Below are 24,191 nucleotides of genomic sequence, written 5' to 3' on the forward strand. Positions count from 1 at the left end.
TTTAATTAGCTCATGAAATACGGTATTCTGATGGGACAAAACCTGAATCCTGGTCGTTAAAGTGTTTGTTTGCACTCATATTTTAACTGTTAGGACTCAGGTTTTTTTATTTAAAGCAAACTATGGGACAGCAGTGGCCTTAAGCCTCTTTTTTTATTAGATTGCTTTTGTGGAGTAGAAATATTCAACAAATAATATTAATAAATTAATTATTTTAACTCTACCACAGTAAGTATTTTCTTATTGATACCGTAAAATAGTTTAATAATATAGAAATCCCACTCTATTATATGCGGAATGATGCAGAGACTATTTCGGATGGATAATATCAGTTTTAAAGGTTTTCAGGATGCGGGACAGGCAGTTTTAAAATATCTGCATCAGCATTTTGGCTTTAATTTATGGATGATCACCCGGGTAGAAGACAATGACTGGATTGTGCTGCAAAGCGAAGATCATGGCTATGCTGTCCAGCCAGGTCAGGTATTTGAATGGGCCAATTCTTTCTGCTGTCATATGGTCACAGGCAAAGGACCAAGAATCGCGCCTCGCTCTGAAGAAATTCCTTTATATGCGACTGCGCCAATTAACCAGCATTTCTGCATCAAATCTTATATTGGTCAACCACTCTTTAAAGAAGATGGCAGTCTATTTGGAACATTATGTGCAGTTGATCCTGAAGCCAAGTCAGATGCCATCATTCAGGATCTGGCGATGGTCGAGTTATTTAGCAAGCTTTTGAGCTCAATCTTACAAGCTGAGTTGCGTCAGAACGAGCAAATCCGTCAGCAAGAACTGCTACAGCAACAAGCCAGTAAAGATGAATTGACTGGGTTATATAACCGTCGTGCCTGGGAGAAACTGCTACAGGCAGAAGAAGAACGTTGCAAACAGTACGGTCATCCTGCTGCGATCTTATTTATAGACTTGAATGACCTGAAAAAGGTGAATGATAGTCTGGGACACAAGGAAGGCGATCAATTAATTCAACATACTGCACAAGTCCTTCAGGAAAATGTACGTAGCAATGATATTGTGGCGCGTATCGGTGGTGATGAATTCGTAATCCTGAGCATAGAAAATGATAAAGCGGGAGCTGAGCGTTTGCTCGATCGCTTAATTGAAGCCTTTGCAGAAGCAAAAATTGAAGCTGCATTTGGTATGGCGATGCGTCATCCAACGACTGGCTTAGTTGAGGCTCAGTGGCAAGCAGACAAAAATATGTTTGAGTACAAGCGCTGGAAAAAGTCTGTTTAAATGTTTTTGATTTTTAATATTTTTAAGGAGGTGTCTGAGAATATTCAGCCATGAGCTGCCAAATTTTAAGCCCACAATAAATGGAAGTAATTAATTTCCTTTTATTCTTATTTTTTTAGGTTTTATTCAAAATTTAATTGTTTAGACATAACCTAAATTTTTCTTTAAACTCAACCATTTAAAAGATAAATTTTCGACTTTTTAACCAATTGGTTACAAATTCTATAAGTATTGTTGCAAAGAAAATATGCGTTATCTAGGTTGATTTCTAAGAGTTAGTTATGAGCTCTAATAAGACCTAGCTCTAGAAGTAACACCTTATTCTTTAATAATCATTGTTGTATGAAATATACATTAAAATTACAGAGTTAATCCCTGATTTATTAAAAGATAAAGCACGATCAGAGTGCAAGAAATACTGTCCAGAAAAAATATCATCGACAGTTATTGGGTTTGTATTGTGTGATTTTAATACGCCCATCTTTCATTCTCATTGAATAAAAATGCAAAGAAATTCTAGGGAATGAAATTTTATGAAAAAGCAGATATCATTCTTTGGGCTGGTTTTGGTTTCAGGCTTGCTTACAGCATGTGGTGGCAGTGGAGGTAGTTCAGATAATCCTACAGTGACCACACCGCCAAATGTTCCAGAGGAGAGTATTTCTCCTGAACTTTCAGAAGAATTTATTCCTTTTGAGGGTCGCGATATCATCGAGAAAATCCGCGATAAAATTAACAATAGCACCAGTAATGATACGGACTATAACGTTGCGTTAGGTCATATGATTGGTGAGGTGTTTGCGGATTATCCTTATGGACGCACGGGCCGTATTATCAAGATTTATAATCTGGGTGTGAATAGCATCAAGTATCCAAATCTGATCTGTTCGGAGGTGAATACCAATGGTGCGGTGAAAACCTTTAAATTAAAAACAGATAAAAATAACTGTATTGTTCTGGATAAAACCTATCGCAAAGATTCAACCATTACCCAGACAGTCAATGGTGATACTACGACCTTGACCTTTAGCAATGTACGTTATGGTTCCAATGTTGATTTTAATCTAAAAGATGACTATCTGATTTCAGGTACGATTGTTCATACCAAAAGCAAAAACAATCTAGGTGCATTGGAAAGCTATAAAATTGACCGTCTGGAATTTCAGCGAGTAGCAGAAGACAAGAATGCAGGCAAATCTGGCGCTGAGTATGATGAGCTGAGCAAGGAATATCTGCTGGTGCGTAATTACAACTATAGCCTTGTAGATGACTATGGTAGTGGCAGTAATGGTATTCGTACCTTAACCAGCAGCGGCAGCATTATTGGTCAACCCAATCTGGCGGATTACCGTTATAGTTTTGATTTTAATACGACTACACCGTTCAAGATGGACGAAACGGTGTTGAATAATTATAAGCATCTGCCAAAAGGAGGGTGTGCTTAAAATTACTGATAGTTATGATCAGGTGATTGAGGTCAAACAGAATCAGCCTGAATCCTTAAAAGCAACTGTCTATTTCAATGGCAGTGAGCTGGATGACCTACTGTGGTCTACGATTATTGGCAATAAAAAATAAGAACTAACCTTATAAAAAAAGCTCCATCATGGAGCTTTTTTTATTTTGGGAAAGAATTTACAGTGAATTTAACTGCTGCGAACCAATCCAGTGTTTAGAGAACTGATAGGCTGCACGCCCTGAACGTTGCCCACGACCTTGACACCAGCGTAATGCTTCAGCACGGGCTTCAGCTGTCAGTTGCATATCTGCCTTTTTCAGATAATGCTCGACAATTTCCAGATATAGGTTTTGATCCATTGGGTAAAACGACAGCCATAAACCAAAACGATCCGACAGGGAAATTTTTTCTTCAATGGCTTCTTGTGGATGCAACTCGGTATATTGGGGTACATCCACTTTGGTTACCGGGGTATTTTCATGCATAAATTCCGGCAATAGATGACGACGGTTACTGGTCGCATAAATCACAAAATTACTTGAACCGGACTGTAATGAACCATCTAGCACACTTTTCAGACTGCGATAGTTTTCATCTTCCGCATTGAAGGCCAAGTCATCACAATAGACAATAAACTTTTCCGGACGACCGGCGATCAGTTGCTGAATTTGTGGAAGATCTGACAAATCATCGCGTTCAATTTCGATCAGACGTAAGCCCTGATCTGCATATTCAGTCAACAAGGCACGCACAATCGAAGATTTGCCTGTACCGCGAGAGCCAGTCAGTAAGACATCATTGGCAGGTAATCCTTTTAGAAACTGCAAAGTATTCTGAATGACTTTTTCTTTTTGTCGCTCAATACCTTTTAAATCTGCCAGTTCAATCTGTTTGAGCTGGTGAATGGGTTTGAGTTCTCCAGCCTGCCATTTATAGGCATAAGCAGAAAAATCAGGACTTTGTTTTAATTTAGGCAGACTTTGCTGGAGCTGGAGAAGGACAGTAGAAAGAGCATTTAAGATATTGTCAGGTAAATCAATTTTCGCCATGATTTGAGCAGTACTTTTACAATTATGGCTAGAATACTATCACTGTAAAATTCACAGTCAAAGTCTGGAAAGTGTGATAATTTGCTTAAAGTGGTGAATTTTCGTTATTGTAGTACAAAGAAAATAGATGCCTGTTTTTTGTTCATGGCTGCAGGATGTCTGAAAATTACAATATAGGGAAGAGGGCAGATGCTGTTTAAAGATTTTACTCAGGATATCAATCCACATCAGGCCTATCGTATCAAAAAGCTGAAGCAGCAATTGCAACAGGCTGAAACTTACGAAGAATGGAAATATATTGCCTTAAAGATCGATGAAGAATCTGGGGCACAAGAATGGAAACTGGATAATAGTTCACCGTATTTTGATGCCGAAGTGATTGCGCATCGACTGGGGAAATTAAAACGTTACCGTCAGCAGAAACGCACTCGTGACCTGATGTATATCCTGCGTGAAGGGCTGAGTTATGATATTGCCAATATTGCCCATCCTTTACTGTTTACCGTCACGTATGTCGGCACTAAAAAAATTATTGAGGATTATGTAGAAGAAGTCAGTCTGGGCCTGGCTTATATTGCTTCTGCACAATGTACCTGTCTGACTCTTGAAGAGAAAATTGAATATTTTGAACACTGCCAACGTGCTTATGGTCAGCCAGCCTTAATGTTCTCGGGCGGTGCCACACTCGGTTTATTTCATACCGGTGTATGTAAGGCGCTAATGGAACAGGATTTGTTACCTCGAGTGATGTCGGGTTCCAGTGCTGGTGCAATTATGACCGCAATGTTGGGCGTTTCCAAACCTGCGCAGTATGTAGATATTTTAAAAGGCCATAACTTTTTCCATGAAGCTTTTCATTTCCGTACCATGAGTGAATTACTGAAAGGCAATGGCGGTCTAGCGGATGTTAAATACCTGAAAAAATTCCTGATTGAAAACTTGGGCGATATGACTTTTGAAGAAGCATTAAAAACTTCCGGTCTACATATCAATATTGCAGTCGCACCTTATGATGCTGCGCAGGATGCCCGGATCATGAATGCTTATACCTCTCCAGATGTACTGGTCTGGAGTGCGGTACTGGCATCTTGTGCCGTGCCGATTCTGTTCCCACCGGTACGTCTCACCAGTAAACGCCATGATGGTCAATATACGCCTTATATGGGCGCAACACGCTGGGTAGATGGTAGTGTCCGTAGTGATTTTCCGCAGGAGAAAATGGCGCGGCTGTACAATATTAATTACACCATCGCCAGTCAGGCCAATCCGCACATTGTGCCTTTTATGCAGGATGATATTTCACGCTTCCGTAAAGGGACTTTAAGCTGGCCGAAACGCATTGTACGCCGTCAGAGTGTGGTATTTACCAAAGGGATTATGGATTTTGCCCGTGAGCATGCGGGCAGTTTGCCGCCAGTCCGCCGTTTGCTGGATCATGGTTATGGCGTAGTGGATCAACGTTATTATGGTGATGTGAATATCGTCGGTAAATATAGCCTGCGTCATTATAGCTATATGCTGCAAAATCCTCGTCCGCATTTATTCAAGGTGTTGCAGCGTGAAGGTGAGCGGGCGACCTGGCCAAAAATCTCTCTGATCGAAACTCAGGAGCGGGTAGGTAAAACTATTCAGCATTGTCTGGAACTGCTAAATTACCAGCATGCTCCAGATGCCAAGCAGGAATACATTGTTACTTAACCTCGCCAATCTGCATCAGCTTAATTTCCAGCTTAAGACCAAAGCCCGAAGTCTGGGTTTTGGTCGCCGTCTTTATTATCTAGAAGTTAATCCGGAGACCGCGTCAGCACTTTGGTTAAAAACCCAGAATCTTGATTCAATGGCTATTTCTCGGTATGCCCAAACTGGCTTAAGTCATGAGCTGGACTTTTATGAAGCTTATGGTGAGCAAGAAGGGCGGACTTTCATGCTTCCGCATCAAATTATTCGAAAGCCATTTCAGATTAGGAATGAATTTTTCAATCAGGCTTTGATCTTACCTAATGCGCCAGCACATTTTGAGGTATGCCCTAAGCTGTTTTCAATTCAAGAAGTCCGTCAGCATATACTACGGGCATTAGAAACGTTGATAAGCTTACAAGAACTCGGGTATCTGCATGCTGATCTCAAACGAGAGCATTTTGTCATTTATCAGAATCGGGTTTGTTTGATTGATTTTGAGCAGGTGCAGCCCCTCAACACTACCAGCCAAGCAATGAACGCAACGCCTCGTTATATGGCGCCCGAATTGTTCCAAGGGCAAGCCAAGTCGCTACAGAGCGAAGTTTATACGCTGGGTATCATTTTTTATGAGTGGCTTACAGGGCAACGTTTAGAAGCGACAGATTATCAAGATTGGGCATTATTGCATTGTCAGCGTTTTAAACCTGAGCTACCTACACAATTCCAAGCTTTGCAAAGCCCGATACAAAACATGCTTCGAAAGCATTCACGAGATAGATTGTCTGATTTCAAGGCCGTAAAACAGGCCTTACTTACTGAAATTGCATGAGAAAAATACAATAAATTGCATATTGTTTTTTATTTAATCAAACGAGTGGTTTTTTCTTAAAAAGAGCTTGTCAGGTGAAATTGATCCCTATAGTATACACAGCCATCGGGGACGTGGCGAAATTGGTAGACGCACTGGATTTAGGTTCCAGCGCCGCGAGGTGTGAGAGTTCGAGTCTCTCCGTCCCCACCAATTTACTCAAGAGATTGAGTAAAATGGCCGAGTAGAGGATTGGTGTAATGGTAGCATGACGGTCTCCAAAACCGTTCGTCAAGGTTCGAATCCTTGATCCTCTGCCAAAGTTTGAAAAAAAGTCCAACACTAAGTTGGTACCCTGATGGGGACGTGGCGAAATTGGTAGACGCACTGGATTTAGGTTCCAGCGCCGCGAGGTGTGAGAGTTCGAGTCTCTCCGTCCCCACCATCAAAAGAGACAAGGTTGATGCCTTGTTTTTTTTTTGCCTGGAATTTAAGGCTGAGCCATCTTTTAATCTCATTTTCATTATTCGCTTACTTTCGATGAGTAGATTTTAAATACTCAAACTAAGTATCAGTGAAGGTGAGAAGAGGGAAGTCCTTTAAAATATCCAATCAATTGGCTGATCTAAACACTATTAAAATTAATATTCAGCACTCTTTCAAATAACTTGATTTTTTAAATTGGAGAAATGAAATTAAGCGGTTTTATTAAAAATAAGCCAGTATTTAATCATCAAAGAATTAACTGATTAATTTTTGATATAAAAACACCGAGTTGATCATAGAATCGCTTGTCAAGCAGATGCGATCGCTATAATATACACAGCCACGGGGATATGGCGGAATTGGTAGACGCACTGTGTTCAGGTCGCAGCGCCTTCTGGGCGTGAGAGTTCGAGTCTCTCTATCCCCACCATATATGAAGAAACAAGGTTAATGCCTTGTTTTTTTTTGCCTGAAATTTAGTGCGACATTTTTATTGGCTTGGCTTTTTATTCTTTGTATTGGATTCATTTATTGTTTAAACAACATGCTCGATCAAGATAAGTGAGGTTCTAGAGGTCTGATCTGCTGAGACTGAGCTAGACAAGCTTAGAGATTAAGTTCAAAGCAGTAGCAAAGAAACCTCATAAGGCCGAGTTTTCTTGTTAAATCTTATAAAAAATAAAAAAATTGTATTAACTGTTTAATTTATAGCGGAATAGGCAGTGATTGCTTGTAAAATCACTTGTCAATGACCTGCTATCTCTATAATATACACAGCCATCGGGGACGTGGCGAAATTGGTAGACGCACTGGATTTAGGTTCCAGCGCCGCGAGGTGTGAGAGTTCGAGTCTCTCCGTCCCCACCAATTTACTCAAGAGATTGAGTAAAATGGCCGAGTAGAGGATTGGTGTAATGGTAGCATGACGGTCTCCAAAACCGTTCGTCAAGGTTCGAATCCTTGATCCTCTGCCAAAGTTTGAAAAAAAGTCCAACACTAAGTTGGTACCCTGATGGGGACGTGGCGAAATTGGTAGACGCACTGGATTTAGGTTCCAGCGCCGCGAGGTGTGAGAGTTCGAGTCTCTCCGTCCCCACCATCAAAAGAGACAAGGTTGATGCCTTGTTTTTTTTTGCCTGAAATTTTATGAACGAAAAAAAGCCCATCGAAATGGGCTGATTATAGGAATAATAGAATTTTACTCAATAAAAGGGTAAATCATGAGTGTACTGATTAATCTAATTTAAGCTTTCAGATGATCTTCAAACTCCTCACCCAGTTGCATGGCCAATGCATTACCTGACAGATCGCAGGTCACCAGACCATATTCTTTTTTAAAACTGAAACTAAAACCACGATTGTCTGCCAGGGTGCGAACCGAATACCCCAATTTTTCTAACCAAAGTCTAAATGCGAGAACGTTTTTTGCTTTAACCACTTTTTTCACGAGATAACTCCTTCATCAGTTAAATCATAGATAAGGGTGAGAATTTTCGTTTTAAAGGGCAAATACCCTTATTTAAATTAATTTAATTGAATTTGCGGATTTAATGAACAAGATAATATAGACGAAATATAGGGTTTTTAATCTAAGTCTATGTTTTTTATTATTTTCAAGATGTTGTAACTAAATATTTTAATTTTAAGCCTAAATAATTTTTTGAATAGTTATTAATATTCAAATATTTAAATCAATAATTGTTTATTTGTTATTCATTTTAAATTAGGAATTAGCGTGGTTTAAAGTTTTAGAGTTTGAGTAAGGCTTAAAAATATACAATCCAGCAAAGTTTCCAAGTATTCAGGTCATGGTTTTAAGCTCAACGCTTTATACTGTCATGGATATAATTTAAATAAGATTGATGATGACTGAATTAAATATTGAACAGTACGTCAAACAGCAAATTGAACTTATGCAGCAACAAGGGCAGGAGCCTGTTGCTGTGATGCTGGGCCATGAAGACTGGCTGGATTTTTCAGTGCAGTCCAAGGTGGCGTATACGCCATTTGGCAGTGCGCGCCGTTATCAACCTGCTTTGGGTGGATTATTGCTGGTCAGGATTGATGAAATGAATGCGGTACGAGTGGTCACCCAGCAGGAACTGGATGACTATGCTCAGAAGCATCAGCTGCTCTAAGCAGCTATAGTTTAAAACGAGTCTTTCATCACGCGTAAATGTTGAAACTCTTCGACACTGTCTGCGCGTAAAAAAGGATTGGTTTCCAGTTCTGCTGCAATAGTACTGGGTAAGGTGCATTGTCCAAGCATGCGCATACGCTCAACCTGTTCGAAACGCTCCAGAATTGCTGGATTATCCGGTTCTACATGTTTGGCAAACTGTGCATTCGACAGCGTATATTCATGCGTGCAATAAACCTGGGTACGTGGCGGTAAGGCAGCCAGACGAGTCAGAGAGTGGTACATCTGCTGATAAGTGCCTTCAAATACCCGCCCACAGCCCATGGCAAACAGGGTATCGCCACAGAACAGTACATCAATGGCATCCAGGAAATACACAATATGGCCTAGGGTATGACCCGGTACGGCGATAATCTGTACCTCAACACCATGAAAACTGAACTGGTCGTCATGTTCAAGTGGATGGTTAATAAACGGAATTTTTTCCAGCTCAGCTTTTGGGCCATATACCGGTAATGATTGCTTTTGAATTAAATCCGGAACGCCCCCGATATGGTCTTTATGCCAGTGGGTGAGCCAGATCTGACTCAGCTCAAGTCCATGTTCGGTGCAGTAATCCTGAACTAGCACCGCTTCAGTGGGATCAATGACCGCGACCTGATGCGTCGGTGTATGTTCAAGTAACCAGATATAATTTTGTAATGAGTTTTTGACATCAATACAGTGGATTTTAAACGGCATCATAAGACATCAGACCAAACAGATATTATGGATAAAGTAGCATAAATTCAGGCAGTCTGACTGTGGTCAAAGCTGCCTGTTTGCAAGAATTTTTTATATGATTTGTTTAAAAAGATCAGTTATTTATTCTGCATCTTTTACTGCGACAGCTTCGCCAATGGTATAGAAGTGGCCGCCGGCGACATGATGAATACTTTTCCATTCATCGCTGACTTCATGATAGTACCAGTGTCCATCACGGAACACCCGGTCATCAGCATAAGCCGCAATGACCTTACCAATAAACAGATCATGGGTCTGCTGGTTATGTGGCTCGGAAATCAGCTCACATAAAATCCATGCGGCACAACCTTCTACTACTGGAATCTCTTGATCTGCGAATTTGAATAACTGCACACCGGATTGCTCCAGTTTGTCTGGGTCATTGTACAGACTCAATGTCCCCAGGCTATAGACCATTTCCAGCTGTTTAAGGGTCGGAATCTGCAGGGCAAAGTAGCCAGAATTTTCTATTATTTTTCGGGTCTTGGTGCTTTTATCCAGTACTACGGTGACTTTTGCTGGACTGAATTCGAGTGCACATGCCCAGGCAGCGGCCATGACATCAGTGTCTTGCCCATCATTGGCAGACACTAACACAGTGGGGCCATGTGTAATCAGGCGATAGGCTTTTTCTAAAGGTACAGTTTGAATATGTGAATTGTTCATAAAGAACCTTAATGAGTGAAAAGGGAGAAAAATAAATCATCTGATCCACAGCATATAAAATTCCTCTTCTGGAAAAAAGCTTTTAAACTAAACACCTACATACAGGAGTAAAGAAAATGAAAATGTACCAGGTGGATGCTTTTACGACGTCTCTATTTAAGGGAAATCCTGCTGCAGTCATCGTGCAGGATGCTTGGCTGGATGATCACCTGATGCAGAATATTGCCCTGGAAAATAATCTGTCTGAGACCGCTTTTGTCAAAGTGCTGGATGCAGAAAATTATGAAATTCGCTGGTTTACGCCGACCAAGGAAGTGGATTTCTGTGGACATGCGACATTGGCCAGCAGCTTTGTATTATTCAAGGATTTTAGCTCTGCAAAAACCATTTATTTTCATGTCAAAGATCTGGGCATTTTTACAGTATGCCAGGATGAGGATGGCAAAATCCGGATGAATTTCCCCATCCGTCAGCCTGAACTCATCACAGATTATCCGGAAGCCTTAAGACAGGCCCTGACGAAACCTTTTAAAAACGTTTATCTGAATACACAAGGTTATATTATTGAATATGAATCAGTAGAAGATGTGCTGGATGAGCAACCCAATATTGAATTGCTGAAGCAGCTGAATGGAAAAAGAACCGCGATTACAGCAGCGGGTCCATTACTGGATGTCGCGATTACCGCTGGCGATACCCAATATGATTGCATATCACGTTATTTTGCACCGAGTAACGGGATTAATGAAGATCCGGTCACCGGTTCAATTCATACCGGAATTGCACCGATCTGGGCGGAGAAATTAAATAAAACTGAACTGGTAGCTTATCAGGCCTCTCAGCGTGGCGGTGTATTGTATTGCGCATTAAAAGAACAAGGCCGCATTGAGATTTCAGGTTATGCCAAACTGTTTATGCTGGCCAAACTTTATATTTAATTAACATACTCAATAAAATACCGTGAAATTGCGCGGTATTTTATTTGGCATCTCATAAAATAGACTATTCATAATAAAGACTTTTCTCTAAGATCAGAGTGACTGTAAATAAAAATTCACACTTAAAAATTTGGATGAACAATGCAAATACGCTTTAAACGTTTAAGCTTGGCGATTTTATTATCTGGCTGGACAGCGGCCAGTTTTGCACAGCCGGTATTGGTGAAAACAGAACAGAATATCGAAGAATATCGACTGGAAAATGGCTTAAGAATTATTCTTGCGCCCAATGATAAAGAAAATAAAGTGTTTATGAATACGGTCTATCTGACCGGTTCACTGAATGATCCTCAAGGCAAAGGTGGGTTAGCGCATCTGCTTGAACATCTGGCGTTTAAAGGCACGGAAAATGTGAAGGGAGATGAGTTTCAGCGCCGTCTGGATCAATATACCTTAATGACCAATGCCAGTACCGACTATTACTCAACCAAATATACCAATGTGATTCGTCCTGAGCAGACTGCGGTCAATGAAGTGATTTTCCTTGAAGCAGAACGCATGGACAAGCTGGTCCTGCAAGAAAAGTATGTACCGACTGAAATTGATATCGTGAAACGTGAGCGTGAAATCCGTCTGGATCAGCCATTTTCCGTACTGATGGATCAGGTATTTAAATCAGCTTATGGCAATCAATATCTGGGACGATTACCGATTGGCGATTTGAACGAACTGCAATCGATCAAGATGCAGGAGCTGAACCAGTTTTATCGTCACTGGTATGCACCGAATAATGCCCTGATGATTATTTCAGGCAAATTTAATAAGGCAGAAGTGCTGAAGCAGATTGATACCCATTTCAGTCCGATTCAGTCCCGCAAAGTGCCTGAAGCGGTGAAAGTGCCTGCGCTAAAACCTGAACAGATCAAACAACGTGAATTTACCGTACAAAAAGGTAGTGATCTGGCCAAATTTAATATTTATCTGAACCAGTCAGAAGAAAGTATTAAAACCACGCTGGCCATGTCTCCAATTTTATATACCTTGCAACCTAGCGGACACCTGTATCAAAGTCTGGTCGAGACTGGTAAGACCACTACAGTGCAGTCCATGACCTGGCTGGATAAAGATTTTAATCTGGTGTTTATGGGTGCTATCTATGCGCCAAATCATCAAGTCAAACAAGTTGAGCAGGGCTTAATTCAGGGGGTAGAGCAGAGCCAGCCATTTAACGAAACCGAATTAAACCGGGCTAAAAGTTTGACCCGAAACCAGGCGGACAATGTTAAAAACAGCGCAACCGCTTTAGGTTCGCGTTTAAGTGAATATATAGTGGCTTATTCAGGTGACTGGAGCCAGTATTTTAAAGATCTGCAAGCCATAGAAAAGCTGGATGTTAATCAGGTCAACCAGGTGTATAAAGCATTCTTTAAGCCGGAATATCGTATTTCTGGCAATATCTTGCCGACACCAGAAGATCAGAAAAAAGCACAGGAGTTGACCCAGACTGAAGTACCTGCTCAAACTCTGGATCAGCAGGCTGAAGCAGCAGAACCGCTGAAAGATGTCAGTGTCTATCAGGCAGAAGTAAAGCAGTATGTGGCGCAGTCCAAGCAATATTTACAGGCCAAGGACAAACAGATTCAACGTGGCAAACTGAAGAATGGTATTAAATACGCTTTATTCCCGACCCAGACTCAGGATGACAAAGTTTATGCCACCATTGCGCTTAATTTCGGCACGGCACAAAGTTTGTTCAATAAAGGCGAGATTCTGGATCTGACAGCTTACTTACTGCTGCGTTCTTCTGAAACCCAAAGCTTGCAACAGATTGCCGATAAAATTATTGAGTCCGGTGGTTCAGCCACGGCCAGTTCCTCTGAAAATGGCATGAGCATTCAGATCAGTGCCAAAAAAGAGAAGTTTGAGGAATTTTTCCAGTATGTGCTGGATGTGCTCAATAAACCGGCCTTTGAGCAGAGCCAGTTTGACCTGATTAAAGGACAAAGCCTGTCTGCGTTAGACCGTCCTTATACTGAGCCCAATATGGTGGCCGGCCTGACCATGTCTCGCGCGACCGAGATTTATCAGCCGGGTGACCTTCGCTATCATTTTGAACCTGAACTGGCAAAAAAACAGATTCAGGCTGCTACTCGTGAACATGTCGTAGCGTTATATCAGCAGTTCTTTAATACGCATCATGCCCAGATCGCAGTGACAGGGGAATTTAATCCGAAGTCCGTGAGCAAAGTCCTCAAAAATAACTTTGCGAGCTGGAAAGCGAAGCAGCCTTATGAGCGCTTAAGTGGTCAATATACAGTTTATCCGGCACAGAAAATCCATGCGTTGTCTGAACAGCGCGAGTTCGGTCATTATCAGGCTGTCATGACATTCCCGGTCGGTGCAGAACATGTAGATTTGCCAGCCATGCTGGTCTTCCGGCATATTCTGGGTGATTCACAGCTGTCGTCACGTTTAGCACAGGAGCTGCGTGAGAAAAATGCGCTGGTTTATGGCTTCAGTGCCAATGCTCAGTATGATGAATGGATTGATTCAGGCGCATTAGGTATTCAGGCAAATTATACGCCTGGCCGATCAGCGCAGGTGTCACAAGCTGTGCATAAGGTATTGAATGAGCTTCTGGCCAAAGGGGTAACCGAGCAGGAAGTTGAAGCAGCGAAAGCCACGATTTTGAAACAGCGCGTCACTGCACTAGAAGATGATCGCCGTATTCACAGCATGCTGATTCCACAACTGGAAAAAGATCGTAATCTGATCTATCGGGAGAAACGTGATCAGGCGATTGCCAAGCTGACCAAGGCAGATGTCGATGCCGTTATCAAAAAATATGTTAAACCGGATCAACTGGTCGAAGTCATGGCTGATCAGTACGGTAAGCAAGTGAAAACATCATAGTGTTGATAAAAAATCCCCTCAAGTGAGGGGATTTTTTGATTTACCATATTATTAAAAGCCCAATTTAAGTAACTTTTCTGGTGAACAGGATTCCACCTAAAACACCAGATAATACAGCGCAGGGCAAGCTCCACCAGAAAGTGGCAAAGAGAAAAAGGAAAATACCACCTGATACCAAGATTGATCCTAAAGCGATATCTTTATTAAAGGGCAAGTGGATCATATGTTGGTAATAGTAGGATGCGATTCCACTAAAACAGATCACCAAGCAAGTATATAAAAGCTTTTCTGACAAGGGACTAGCGATCATTTCTTCCCAGAGCATATGTATTTTCCTCCTTTTTTAAGGATCCAGACTCTTATTCTTCTAATTTATAAAACGCTTTAGCATTTTCATAAAAGATCGGCTTTAACGCATTTTCATTGTAGTCCTGAACAATATCGCTAAAGGCATCAATGATGGTGACCAGATCTGTGCTGACACGATCCATCGGGAAATTCGAAGCAAACATGATGCGATCTTTACCGAAACATTGTAGGGCATGCTGGATCAATGGAGCCGCGAGCTGAATCAGTTCATCTTTTTTTGCCAGTTTTCGATCTAAATGAAAACGGTGACCGAGTACAGGCATAAACAGACCGGAGATTTTGCTATACACATTCGGACATTTTGCCAGTTCAGCCAAGTCTTCTTTCCAGGTCTGAAAAATATAGTCTCGCTGCTGTGCTGTTTGTCCTGTTGCTTTACCGACTTTCCCAAAGATGCCGGCAGGTGTGCCCAAGTGATCCAGCACAATCGGCGTTTCAGGAAATGTTTTGGCCAGATGGGCCACATCAGAAATTTGGGTAGAATAAACCCAGGCATCAAAACTTAAATTGGCTTTGGCTAATTCCTCAAATCCTTTCAGAAATTTCTTATTGCAGTATAAATGCGGTTCATCGGTCCAGGCATGAATGCCTTTATCGGCATGGAACGATGCCATTTTACGAATACCACGTAATTTAGGCGAAACTTCCTGATGTAATTGCAGCAGCTGTTTAAAGTTTTTTTGACGAAGATCAGCTGTAGCCACAATGCCGCCTAGCTGAATATTCTGTTCAGCAAAAGGCAGCCCGGCAATAAACCTGGTTTCATTAACCACGCCAGTACCTTTATGCTCATGCCAGCTTGCTTCTATATGAACAATCTGTTCCACCTGATAATGACCGATGTCACGTTTATAATTTTCAGGTAGGTAAGGCGCGGTCAGATGTTCGGTCAGACCAATGGTATCGATCACCGCTTTGGGCTTGATCAGTCGCACCATTTTGTTCAGCAGTTTGGGATGTTTGCCAAATAATTTTACGGCTGAGGCTGCGGCATGCGGTGTGGTATAAGGGTCCCATTGATGAATATGCGGATCTATAATTGGAAAGGGCAGTTGTTGCATGATATTTTTGGTCATCGTTTAATTTTTATTCATTTTTTATAGGATGAATCCAGTATTAAAGTCAAATTAAAAATCAAAGATTTAAAAAAAGCCCCGTAGGGCTTTCATTAATGATCGTGGTCGTGTTGATGCTTGTTGGCATGAAACTCTTCATTACGACGGAAACGTAAATAGTTCTCAAACTGCTCACAGTATTCATCATAGTTATCTTCCAGCATCATCTGAAATTGCTGCAAGATATAAGACATGACCTGATCTTTAGCGTCGCGCATCTCGTTGCCATCTTTGAAATTGTTGGCAGCGACCCAGGTATTAAAGCGGGCAGTACCAAACAGCATTGCAGCGCTGACTTGACCACGTTTTTCTGCCGGGTTTTCCTGAGAGCCTTTTTCTACACGGCTAAATTCGTTGGCCTGTTTAATAAATTCATCAGCACGTTCAAAGAATGCAGCATTTAACGCTTCTTCTTCGGTTACATCGGTTGCTTCAATCTTTTGAACCATGAATTTTTCCTGATAATAAAATCTTAATCACTAATTATAGGCAAAGCCTTGCAGAAACTAAACCTTTGCCTTAATCTAAAAATAGCCTAAGCAATAAAAATGTAAATCTCATGCAAGATGCAATTGCTGTACAGAGTCTGAAAAGTGATATTGCCTTATTACGCCAGAATATCTGGCCACCAGCAAATCTGGCCAATGTGGAAGGATTGCCAATTTATTATGGCACCAAGTCGCAGGTCGAAGAATATTACAAGCAATGGCTGGGTCTGATTGAAAGGGCACAAGACCTGTTTCAGCCTTTTATGGAAGATGAAGTTCTGGATGCGATTCATTTGCCAAGCCATTTGAATCTGCCTTTATTCTATTTTCATGTGGACCGCATCCGGATTAATAAAACCCGCGCCAAAGAATCCAAGACTTTTCGAGGCATTGCTAGTCTGATTGAAAAATGTGGGCAATTTGAACCGGAACAGATTCAGGCCATGCAACGCTGGCTAGACAGTGATGAGACAGCGGCACTTGTGGCACATCGTGAATTTGTAGATCTGCGTACTTATGTATTCCAGCATGGTCAAAGTGAATACACCCGGACTCGGTTCTATGTGAATGGCATCGTCCTCAGTGTCGAACCACATTTTGAACTGGTTGATGCCCGTGATAAGCCGCGTAAGCAGCGCAGCGATAGTTATAGCGATCCATTAGCTGATAACAATACCTGGAAAGTATATGGAAAATATCGCTAGAGCAATTTTGTCTATTTATCTCTTACCAGAATGGCTGGGTGTGAGAAAATTTTTGTAACTGCTCGGCAGCCTGTTCCGACAGATGCTGCTGTTCTGCGGTGAGCCAGCCGATGACAAACCATGCCTTGGAATGTTTTTTGGCATAAGGCCTATACAGGCTTTCTGCGACAAACAGGTCATTATAATGACCTAAAGTCTCCTGTAAGGGCTTTAACGCTTTCAGATATCTTTTGATTTCCTTTTCCGGAAACAGGCTTTGCAGAAATTCCACATTATAACGCAAGCGTTTAACCCGCTTGCGGGTTCGGTGGCGTGATTCAATATCCAGTTCCTGATAATTCTCTGCATCTGCACAGACTTTCTGATGCAGTTTGCTGAGTCCTTTACACAGGAGTTTATGCGAGGACTTTTGCTGGTTTGCACTCTGATCCTGACTAAATTGTAGTAGCTCCAGTATCAGCTCCATCGTAGCTGGCTTTCTGAATAATTGGCTAATATCTGCCTGATCCTGTTGGGTTGGAGGCAACTGCAATACTGGTGAACCCGCAGCTTCTAGCTGAGGAAGCAGACTTTCAGCTAAAGCATCGCGATCCCGAGTAGAGCCTAATTGCTGGAAGGTATTGCGTAACTGATCCTGCCATTCCTCTGGCAAATCCTGATGATAGGGCTGGAAGATTTTTAAGGCACTGCGTAAACGCCGGATAGCGACGCGGGCCTGGTGCACATGGTCACTATTGTAATTCTCTAGCGCAATCGCCGTCGCATTGGGAAACAGGTGCGTCAGACAGTTGGTGATAATTTTTTGCAAGATATGATGAATATCGTCTTTAGCTGCGAGCTGTAAAGTTGTTTGATGCTGAACAGGGAGATCAATTGCATTATTTAACAAGGCATAACCACGCTCGGACTTGCTGCGTACATCTATCCATAACTGATAGCGTTGAATCCAGGGTTTAACAAAATCAATTAAGTCATCAAGTTTGCCACTTTTGAGCTCAAATTCAACTTCATAAATATCCAAGGTCTGGCCATTAGAACGAATCTCACCTCTATCCAGTGCAATTTCAATCTGACTTCCTCGGTAATTTTCAATCCAGAGATCCCGCTCTACATCAGTTTCAAATTGTAGAGTCAGAGACGTATCTAGGGTGTGAAGTGCCTGTTTTAGAATCTTCCGAGCCTGTTTATGCTTGGCATAAGCTTTTAAATCACAGTTGTCCGGTGCGGTATCCAGTCTTTCTTCCAGCTCAAAGCGTTCAAATTGATGCTGGCTCGGTGCTTTTAAGGTCTGAAACCATTGCTGATCTTCCAGACGCTGCCGGAGTGCAATTTTGTGCTGCTGTAACTGCTGATCGGCAGTATCAAAGTATTTGGCACATAAATGATGTCGAGTTGGCCCGTACTGCTGAAAATCTTGTTCGAATTGGTGACGTATACTTTGCGGAATCTGGAATTTGAGTTCGATTTCTGCCATCGGGCCATTCCTTCTCGATGAAGCTCATAACAATCAATATAGACCAAACAACAAAAGTATTGTGATGTGCTTGTGCAACAAAAAGCACGCCGTAGCGTGCTTTGAAAGTCAGTTAAATACTTATTTAAGAAATTTGCGGCTGACCAGAAACTGTTCTGTCGCTTCCAGTAAGCGCTGTGCATAGACTTCCTGCTTGGCAGTCAGCCAACCCAACACAAACCAGTCACTGGCTTCCAGCTCAGTCTGCTGGATATACAGGGCAGAGGAGGCCAATGTCTGATATTCATTTGCTGCCTGCTGTGCATCATTTAAAGCCTTGCTGTATTTTTGTAGGTTTTTGACATCATAAATCGTGGTCAAAATTGGGAAGCTGAATTTTAATTCCTGAATGCGAATTGCTAGCTGATCCAGACTCTCAAAATTGGTAATATCAGTCTGGTTCATCTGTTCCTGCAAGACTTTGTATTGTTGCTGCAAGGTAGTTTGCGCTGCAGATTTCAATTCCAGCGGCTTAGCTTCATTTGTACTTAAGCTGAAGATCAGCAATTCCAGATAGTGATGCACATTTTGGGTGGATTTCACCAGATTGCCCAGCTTCTCTTTGGCATAGAGAATATCTTTAGTCAGGTTCTCTGCGGTCATAGGATTTTGCAGGAAGCCAGCCAGAGTGTTTTGCATGTGCTGTAAATGTTGCAGATGTTCAAACTGATGTTTAAATGCGGCAAGTTGATGCGCCCATTTGTCTGAAACTTGGGGATGCCAATCTTTAAACAAAAGTAGGGTCAGATAGAGATGATCCAAGGCCTGTTGTGCCTGATCAATATGTTCCTGCTCTGCCACTTGCGCGGAGATTGCCGCAATATTGGGTAACAGGTGCTGCATTTGCTGGGCCACTAGATGACACAGGTTTTTACCCGCACTGTCTTTTTTGCTGATCTGGAATTCTTTGGCAAAAGTAGCGGGACTTACATTCTGATGAGTCGCTAACAAATTCCCAATTTCTGCCTTACTGCGTACATCCAGCCACAGCTGATATTTTTTGACCCATTCAAAACTAAAGGCCAGCAAATCCTGAATTGAGCCATGCTTTAACTCGAATTCAACTTCATGCACTTCCTGTTCAGCATGAGGCGTGCGAATACAGCCGATATCCAGGCTGACTTCGATTGATGTGTTTTCATATTCAATCACGCGCAAGGTACGGGCAATATCGGTTTCAAACTGCAATTGCAGCTGGTCAAACTGATCACCTAAAGCACGATTAAGCAAGGTTTGCGCTTCAGCAGACTGCTTGTAAATACTCAGGTCCAGCTCAGGAGAATATTCTAATTCACCCAGATCATGATTATGCTCGAAACGTTCAATGTGGCTTTTGCCTGCCGCTTTTAACGTCTGAACCCAACGACTGCCTTCTAATCGTTGGCGTAGGGCAATTCCATGCTGGGCCAGTTGACGGTCTGCAGTATCATAGTATTTGGCTTGAAGCAGGATCTGTTGAGATTTCTTGGGATCAAGTGCCTTAAGCAGGGCAGTACGGCGTACCGCGGGAATCTGGAACTTGAGTTCAACTTCAACCATGATAATCATCCTGTCTATTCAATTTATTGAAAAATATTAAAAAATAAATTGAATTTTTATTCGCTTGCATGAAATTCCGATATGAAACGGAAATATTTTTTAGACTTTTGAGCGGCTGATTGTAACGAAAAACCAATCTGATGTAAGACTTGACCGATTGAAAAAAATGGAAATGGAAAAATTAAAATGCTGATCTCATTCGCCGGTTTCTACTGAAAGCATGACAATTCAATATCTAAGCCAAATTCAGGTACAGAATTACATGAAAATAAAGGTACTTTTAATTGCCTAAATTATGCGCTAAGGTGAAGAAAAAAGATCAGGATGATGATAATGAATGCACAAGTGCAGCCGAGCAATGAGATTGCAGAACTGACTTCTCCACAAATGCCGATTCATGACTATCATGAGTTTTACCGGTTTTATCTAACCGAGCATCGCCATATTATGAGCCGCCGTTTGCATGTCGCAGGCAGCAGTATCGGTTTATATTTTTTTAGCAAAGCCCTTCATCAGCGTAAAGCTAAATATCTGGCCTATGGACTACTCTCAGGTTATGCCTGTGCCTGGATTGGTCATTTCATTTTTGAAAAGAATAAACCGGCCAGCTTTAAACAGCCGCTATACAGTTTTATTTCAGACTGGCGTATGTTTGCCGATGTATTACGTGGTAACCTGAGCCTGGTCGATCGTAAGCACGACAAAATTCCAAGTTAGGGCTTATGACGTTTTATCGGATTTATGCTTAAGTATTGCAATAAAAACGATAAAAACACTTGCAAGTGTAGAGTTATTATTCTATTAATTGTTTTATTGCTTATTCAGTATTTTATCAAAGAGTATAATTCACTGAATAAATCAGTTTTCCAAGCCTGGAGCGACCTTCTCCGGGCTTTTTTTATATTTAAAAAAATAGAAAGATCTGCATTGACGTATTTTTAATTTATCTGAATGATTTAGAAAATATTCACGAGATGAATGAACCAAGTTTGAGAGATAAGATGGTCAGTTCTGCTTAGATGGGTCGATCCTTTCTAGCTTTGACACGTCTCCCCATAAACGGTTTACCCAAAGCTAGAAAGGATCTGGTAGATAAAACACAGCTTTTGCTTTTCTATTTATGTGTTGTGTTCGAACTTATTTAAATCCTTTAATGCATGTAGACCTATCCCTGAAATTAGGTATTTTGAAGTTTTCTTTAAGTTTTGTGATTAATGGTATTCAAGCAATTTTATACACAGGAATCGTAAAATCCGGACATAAAAAAATCGCTTTCAGAATTTTGCAACTTCTCCACTAAGTTATCTGCAAAATCCTAAAAGCGTTTGTCGGAGGGCGTAAGCATTAACACTTTATCATTATTGTTATAAAACCATTAAAACGTAAATTCTCGCAGTCGCCTATCACTGAAAATAGGGATATTGATCAATCACCTGTATAAAAAGTACAAATAATAATCTAATCCCTGAATCGGGTATTATTCAGTGTTTAGGATGGGGAAACTCGCCCATTTATGCCTATAATAGCGTATGTATTTTGAATGGCGGCAGTCATGCGCGGTTTGTATTTAATTACCAATGATGATCCTATTGAACTTCTCCTGGCAAAACTTGAAGGTGCAATGGCGACTTATGAAGTTGCGGTACTTCAGTATCGTCGTAAAAAAGTAGCGAAAGAAGATCAGGCTTACGAAATCGAATATATGAAACAAATGTGTGAACAGTACAAAGTTCCATTTGTAATTAATGACGATTTGGAAACTGCAGTAAAATATGGCGTAGGCGTGCATTTGGGTCAGGATGATGGTTCAATCCAGGAAGCTGTTGAGCGTTTGCCTAAAAATGTATTGATTGGCCGCAGTTGTAATAACTCACTTGAGCTTGCTGAACAAGCCATTGCTGATGGGGCTAATTATGTAGCCTTTGGCGCGATCTATGCGACTGATACCAAGCCAGAAGCAGGTAATATTGGTCTGGAAACCTTAAAACAAGCCAAAAGAAAATTAAATGTACCGATTTGCGCTATTGGCGGTTTGACGGTGGAAAACTCGAAAGAGGTCATCGAGGCTGGTGCAGATCTGTGTGCAGTCATTAGTGATGTATTGGGTCGCTCAATGTCGACTGTCGGTCAACGAGTGTATGATTGGTCGGAACTATTTGCTGAACAAGCTTAATTTTTATTTCTTATTGTATTTTTGAGTTGAGTGATTCTCATGAGTTTATCTCCAAAGCAAGAACAACTATTTAAACAAGCCAATAAACATATTCCGGGTGGTGTTAACTCACCTGTACGTGCTTTCAATGGCGTGGGTGGTACGCCTATCTTTATCGAGAAAGCACAAGGTGCTTATCTGTACGATGTCGATGGCAAGCGCTATGTGGACTATGTGGGTTCATGGGGCCCAATGATTCTGGGTCATGCGCATCCATCAATCATTAAAGCGGTGCAAGATGCAGCTGTTGATGGTTTAAGCTTTGGTGCACCAACCGTGCATGAAACCACTTTGGCAGATATCATTTGCGACATCATGCCATCCATTGAATTGGTACGTATGACGAATTCTGGTACTGAAGCGACCATGACTGCGATTCGTCTGGCACGTGGTTATACTGGTCGTGACAAGATCGTAAAATTTGAAGGTTGTTATCACGGTCACTCTGACTCGTTGCTGGTAAAAGCAGGTTCTGGCTTGTTAACTAAAGGCGAAGGTGAAGCGACTTCTGCGGGTGTACCTGCTGATTTTGCCAAACATACTTTAACTCTTCCTTATAACGACATCGCCACTTTAAAAGAATGCTTTGCCAAGTTCGGTTCAGAAATTGCCGGTGTGATCGTAGAGCCAGTGGCAGGGAACATGAATCTGGTGAAACCGATTGATGGTTTTCTACAAGCTATTCGTGATGTCTGTGACGAACATGGTTCAGTCTTCATTATTGATGAAGTGATGACAGGCTTTCGTGTGGGTCTTGGTGGTGCTCAGGCACATTATGGCGTGACTCCTGATTTAACGACTTTGGGTAAAATTATTGGTGCGGGGTTGCCAGTCGGTGCTTTTGGCGGTAAGCGTGAAGTGATGGAATGCATCGCGCCACTAGGTAACGTGTATCAGGCAGGTACTTTGTCCGGTAACCCGCTAGCAATGCGTGCCGGGATCGAGATGTTTAAACATCTGCGTGAGCCAGGTTTTTATGAAAAACTGACTGCTCAACTTGAAAAACTTCTTGCAGGTTTACAAGCAGCTGCGGATGAAGCCGGTATTCCATTCAAGACCCAGCAAGTGGGCGGCATGTTTGGTCTGTACTTCACTGATCAAGAAGACATCACCAGCTTTGATTCAATGCTGAAATGTGACGTAGAAGCTTTCAAGAAATTCTTCCATGGCATGTTAAGTCGTGGTGTGAACCTGGCTCCATCTGCATTTGAAGCGGGATTTATTTCAGCTGCGCATAGTGATGAAGATATTGAATTTACGATTCAAGCGGCTAAAGAAACTTTTGCTGAAATGAAAGGGTAATACAACCTCTCCCTAACCCTCTCCTAAAAGGAGAGGGAACATAAGCCCGAATTCCTTCGGGCTTATTTTATTCTTTTAATTAGACCGCAAAGATTTGAAATTGATAAATTAGAAATTGGATAGTTGAATGAAAACCAAACATTATCTGACTTTAAGCGACGCTGAGTTTTTGTTAAATCAGGCCTATGAATATGCGCTAGAAAATGGCTTTAATGTTAGTATTGCTGTAGTTGATGAAACTGGCAATTTGCTGGCAATGAAGCGTATGGATGGTGCTTCACCGATGACAGCAAACCTGTGTCTGGAAAAAGCACGTTGTTCTGCCATTAGTCGCCGCCCATCCAAACTGTTTGAAGATATTATCAAAGGCGGTCAAATGGGCTTTCTGACGATGGATACTTTTTCTGGGATGTTAGAAGGTGGTGAGCCGATTCTGTATCAGGGTCAGTTGGTTGGTGGGATGGGGGTTTCTGGCGTGAAGTCTTTCCAAGATGCTGCGATTGCACAGCAGGCGATTGAGAAGTTTTTGGCACTACAAAATTAGGTGTTTGTATTTGGAAAATACAAAATTATAGTGAGTATGAATAAATTTAACAAAGCCCAAGTTGGTTTACTTGGGTTTTTATTAGGTTCTAAGATTATAAATAACCCGAATCCTGCTTAAGCCGATGACTTCATAATTTGAATTGTTGGCTTATTTTTATGGATCAGTTGATATGCACACAAGGACGCGTAAATCCCTCCTAGAAATCCATGAACACTACGTGCTT

At 41.5% G+C, this 24,191-nt stretch carries 20 protein-coding genes, 7 tRNA genes and 2 pseudogenes; 19 read left to right on the forward strand and 10 right to left on the reverse strand.

The window, feature by feature from the left end:
- The first annotated feature begins 318 nt into the window (after positions 1-318).
- Together FTU01_RS14125 and FTU01_RS14130 are read left to right on the forward strand one after the other, a co-directional pair.
- The gene (locus FTU01_RS14125; protein ID WP_180068257.1) at positions 319-1,257 is read left to right on the forward strand and encodes a sensor domain-containing diguanylate cyclase; all 939 of its coding nucleotides are present in this window, start codon (positions 319-321) and stop codon (positions 1,255-1,257) included.
- Positions 1,258-1,790: 533 nt separating this feature from the next.
- Positions 1,791-2,835: pseudogene (locus tag FTU01_RS14130) on the forward strand (hypothetical protein).
- A gap of 57 nt (positions 2,836-2,892) precedes the next feature.
- On the opposite strand, the gene FTU01_RS14140 reads toward FTU01_RS14130, so the two are convergent.
- Complete coding sequence (locus tag FTU01_RS14140) at positions 2,893-3,765, reverse strand: ATP-binding protein (protein WP_180139705.1); 873 nt, start codon at positions 3,763-3,765, stop codon at positions 2,893-2,895.
- Between the two features lie 189 nt (positions 3,766-3,954).
- On the opposite strand from FTU01_RS14140, the gene FTU01_RS14145 reads away from it, so the two are divergent.
- The 9 genes from FTU01_RS14145 (at position 3,955) to FTU01_RS14185 (ending at position 7,838) form a co-directional block, all read left to right on the forward strand.
- Positions 3,955-5,463 carry a DUF3336 domain-containing protein gene (locus FTU01_RS14145; protein WP_180139708.1) on the forward strand — a complete coding sequence of 503 codons (1,509 nt, stop codon included), beginning with the start codon at positions 3,955-3,957 and terminating at the stop codon, positions 5,461-5,463.
- Entirely contained in the window at positions 5,435-6,274 is an 840-nt protein-coding gene (locus FTU01_RS14150) for a protein kinase (RefSeq protein ID WP_373686387.1), read from the forward strand. The genes FTU01_RS14145 and FTU01_RS14150 overlap by 29 nt, the downstream gene beginning before the upstream one ends.
- A gap of 107 nt (positions 6,275-6,381) precedes the next feature.
- Positions 6,382-6,466, forward strand: a tRNA-Leu gene (locus FTU01_RS14155).
- A gap of 33 nt (positions 6,467-6,499) precedes the next feature.
- Positions 6,500-6,573 (forward strand) — tRNA-Trp (locus tag FTU01_RS14160).
- A gap of 40 nt (positions 6,574-6,613) precedes the next feature.
- Positions 6,614-6,698 (forward strand) — tRNA-Leu (locus FTU01_RS14165).
- A gap of 385 nt (positions 6,699-7,083) precedes the next feature.
- A tRNA-Leu gene (locus tag FTU01_RS14170) sits at positions 7,084-7,169 on the forward strand.
- A gap of 352 nt (positions 7,170-7,521) precedes the next feature.
- Positions 7,522-7,606, forward strand: a tRNA-Leu gene (locus tag FTU01_RS14175).
- Between the two features lie 33 nt (positions 7,607-7,639).
- Positions 7,640-7,713: transfer RNA gene (locus FTU01_RS14180), tRNA-Trp, on the forward strand.
- A gap of 40 nt (positions 7,714-7,753) precedes the next feature.
- Positions 7,754-7,838: transfer RNA gene (locus tag FTU01_RS14185), tRNA-Leu, on the forward strand.
- Between the two features lie 144 nt (positions 7,839-7,982).
- Here the strand turns inward: FTU01_RS14185 and FTU01_RS14190 are convergent.
- Positions 7,983-8,186 (reverse strand): hypothetical protein, encoded by a 204-nt coding sequence (locus FTU01_RS14190; RefSeq protein ID WP_004786362.1) that lies wholly within the window; start codon positions 8,184-8,186, stop codon positions 7,983-7,985.
- Positions 8,187-8,604: 418 nt separating this feature from the next.
- Between FTU01_RS14190 and FTU01_RS14195 the strand changes: the two genes are divergently transcribed.
- Positions 8,605-8,877 (forward strand): hypothetical protein, encoded by a 273-nt coding sequence (locus FTU01_RS14195; RefSeq protein ID WP_004786360.1) that lies wholly within the window; start codon positions 8,605-8,607, stop codon positions 8,875-8,877.
- Positions 8,878-8,888: 11 nt separating this feature from the next.
- Here FTU01_RS14195 and gloB read toward each other — a convergent pair whose 3' ends face one another.
- Both gloB and FTU01_RS14205 read right to left on the reverse strand, forming a co-directional pair.
- Positions 8,889-9,623: a hydroxyacylglutathione hydrolase gene (gloB, locus tag FTU01_RS14200; RefSeq protein WP_180139714.1), complete on the reverse strand. Its 735-nt coding sequence runs from the start codon at positions 9,621-9,623 to the stop codon at positions 8,889-8,891.
- A 120-nt stretch (positions 9,624-9,743) separates the two neighbouring features.
- Positions 9,744-10,328 carry a flavin reductase family protein gene (locus FTU01_RS14205; RefSeq protein WP_180139718.1) on the reverse strand — a complete coding sequence of 195 codons (585 nt, stop codon included), beginning with the start codon at positions 10,326-10,328 and terminating at the stop codon, positions 9,744-9,746.
- A 116-nt stretch (positions 10,329-10,444) separates the two neighbouring features.
- Here FTU01_RS14205 and FTU01_RS14210 point away from each other — a divergent pair, with 116 nt between their 5' ends.
- Together FTU01_RS14210 and FTU01_RS14215 are read left to right on the forward strand one after the other, a co-directional pair.
- Positions 10,445-11,266, forward strand: coding sequence for a PhzF family phenazine biosynthesis protein (locus tag FTU01_RS14210; RefSeq protein WP_180139721.1), 822 nt, complete (start codon positions 10,445-10,447; stop codon positions 11,264-11,266).
- A 141-nt stretch (positions 11,267-11,407) separates the two neighbouring features.
- Positions 11,408-14,179, forward strand: coding sequence for a pitrilysin family protein (locus FTU01_RS14215; RefSeq protein WP_180139724.1), 2,772 nt, complete (start codon positions 11,408-11,410; stop codon positions 14,177-14,179).
- 64 nt (positions 14,180-14,243) lie between these two features.
- On the opposite strand, the gene FTU01_RS14220 is transcribed toward FTU01_RS14215, so the two are convergent.
- The 3 genes from FTU01_RS14220 to FTU01_RS14230 all read right to left on the reverse strand — a co-directional run bounded on the left by FTU01_RS14220 (position 14,244) and on the right by FTU01_RS14230 (position 16,112).
- A complete protein-coding gene (locus FTU01_RS14220) occupies positions 14,244-14,504 on the reverse strand; it encodes a hypothetical protein (protein WP_159123777.1) in 261 nt (86 codons plus the stop codon).
- Between the two features lie 34 nt (positions 14,505-14,538).
- Positions 14,539-15,609, reverse strand: a complete 1,071-nt coding sequence (locus FTU01_RS14225; protein ID WP_180139727.1) for an amidohydrolase — start codon at positions 15,607-15,609, stop codon at positions 14,539-14,541.
- 107 nt (positions 15,610-15,716) lie between these two features.
- Positions 15,717-16,112 (reverse strand): DUF3144 domain-containing protein, encoded by a 396-nt coding sequence (locus FTU01_RS14230; RefSeq protein WP_004786347.1) that lies wholly within the window; start codon positions 16,110-16,112, stop codon positions 15,717-15,719.
- 110 nt (positions 16,113-16,222) lie between these two features.
- Here FTU01_RS14230 and FTU01_RS14235 point away from each other — a divergent pair, with 110 nt between their 5' ends.
- The gene (locus FTU01_RS14235) at positions 16,223-16,855 is read left to right on the forward strand and encodes a hypothetical protein (RefSeq protein WP_004786345.1); all 633 of its coding nucleotides are present in this window, start codon (positions 16,223-16,225) and stop codon (positions 16,853-16,855) included.
- Positions 16,856-16,877: 22 nt separating this feature from the next.
- Here the strand turns inward: FTU01_RS14235 and FTU01_RS14240 are convergent, their stop codons facing one another.
- Positions 16,878-18,329 (reverse strand): CYTH and CHAD domain-containing protein, encoded by a 1,452-nt coding sequence (locus FTU01_RS14240; protein ID WP_180139730.1) that lies wholly within the window; start codon positions 18,327-18,329, stop codon positions 16,878-16,880.
- A gap of 120 nt (positions 18,330-18,449) precedes the next feature.
- Complete coding sequence (locus tag FTU01_RS14245; protein ID WP_180139732.1) at positions 18,450-19,907, reverse strand: inorganic triphosphatase; 1,458 nt, start codon at positions 19,905-19,907, stop codon at positions 18,450-18,452.
- A 333-nt stretch (positions 19,908-20,240) separates the two neighbouring features.
- On the opposite strand from FTU01_RS14245, the gene FTU01_RS14250 reads away from it, so the two are divergent.
- The 4 genes from FTU01_RS14250 to FTU01_RS14265 all read left to right on the forward strand — a co-directional run bounded on the left by FTU01_RS14250 (position 20,241) and on the right by FTU01_RS14265 (position 23,965).
- Positions 20,241-20,624, forward strand: coding sequence for a DUF962 domain-containing protein (locus FTU01_RS14250; RefSeq protein ID WP_159123774.1), 384 nt, complete (start codon positions 20,241-20,243; stop codon positions 20,622-20,624).
- An 835-nt stretch (positions 20,625-21,459) separates the two neighbouring features.
- The gene (gene thiE, locus FTU01_RS14255) at positions 21,460-22,080 is read left to right on the forward strand and encodes a thiamine phosphate synthase (protein ID WP_180139738.1); all 621 of its coding nucleotides are present in this window, start codon (positions 21,460-21,462) and stop codon (positions 22,078-22,080) included.
- A gap of 39 nt (positions 22,081-22,119) precedes the next feature.
- On the forward strand, positions 22,120-23,421 hold the full coding sequence (gene hemL / locus FTU01_RS14260; RefSeq protein ID WP_034706389.1) for a glutamate-1-semialdehyde 2,1-aminomutase: 1,302 nt from the start codon (positions 22,120-22,122) through the stop codon (positions 23,419-23,421).
- Between the two features lie 127 nt (positions 23,422-23,548).
- Positions 23,549-23,965 (forward strand): heme-binding protein, encoded by a 417-nt coding sequence (locus FTU01_RS14265; RefSeq protein ID WP_180139735.1) that lies wholly within the window; start codon positions 23,549-23,551, stop codon positions 23,963-23,965.
- A gap of 116 nt (positions 23,966-24,081) precedes the next feature.
- Here the strand turns inward: FTU01_RS14265 and FTU01_RS14270 are convergent.
- Positions 24,082-24,191 (reverse strand): annotated as a pseudogene (locus FTU01_RS14270) (IS982 family transposase); the annotation flags it as partial.

It is taken from the genome of Acinetobacter sp. YH12043 (assembly GCF_013419915.1).
Lineage (GTDB): Bacteria > Pseudomonadota > Gammaproteobacteria > Pseudomonadales > Moraxellaceae > Acinetobacter.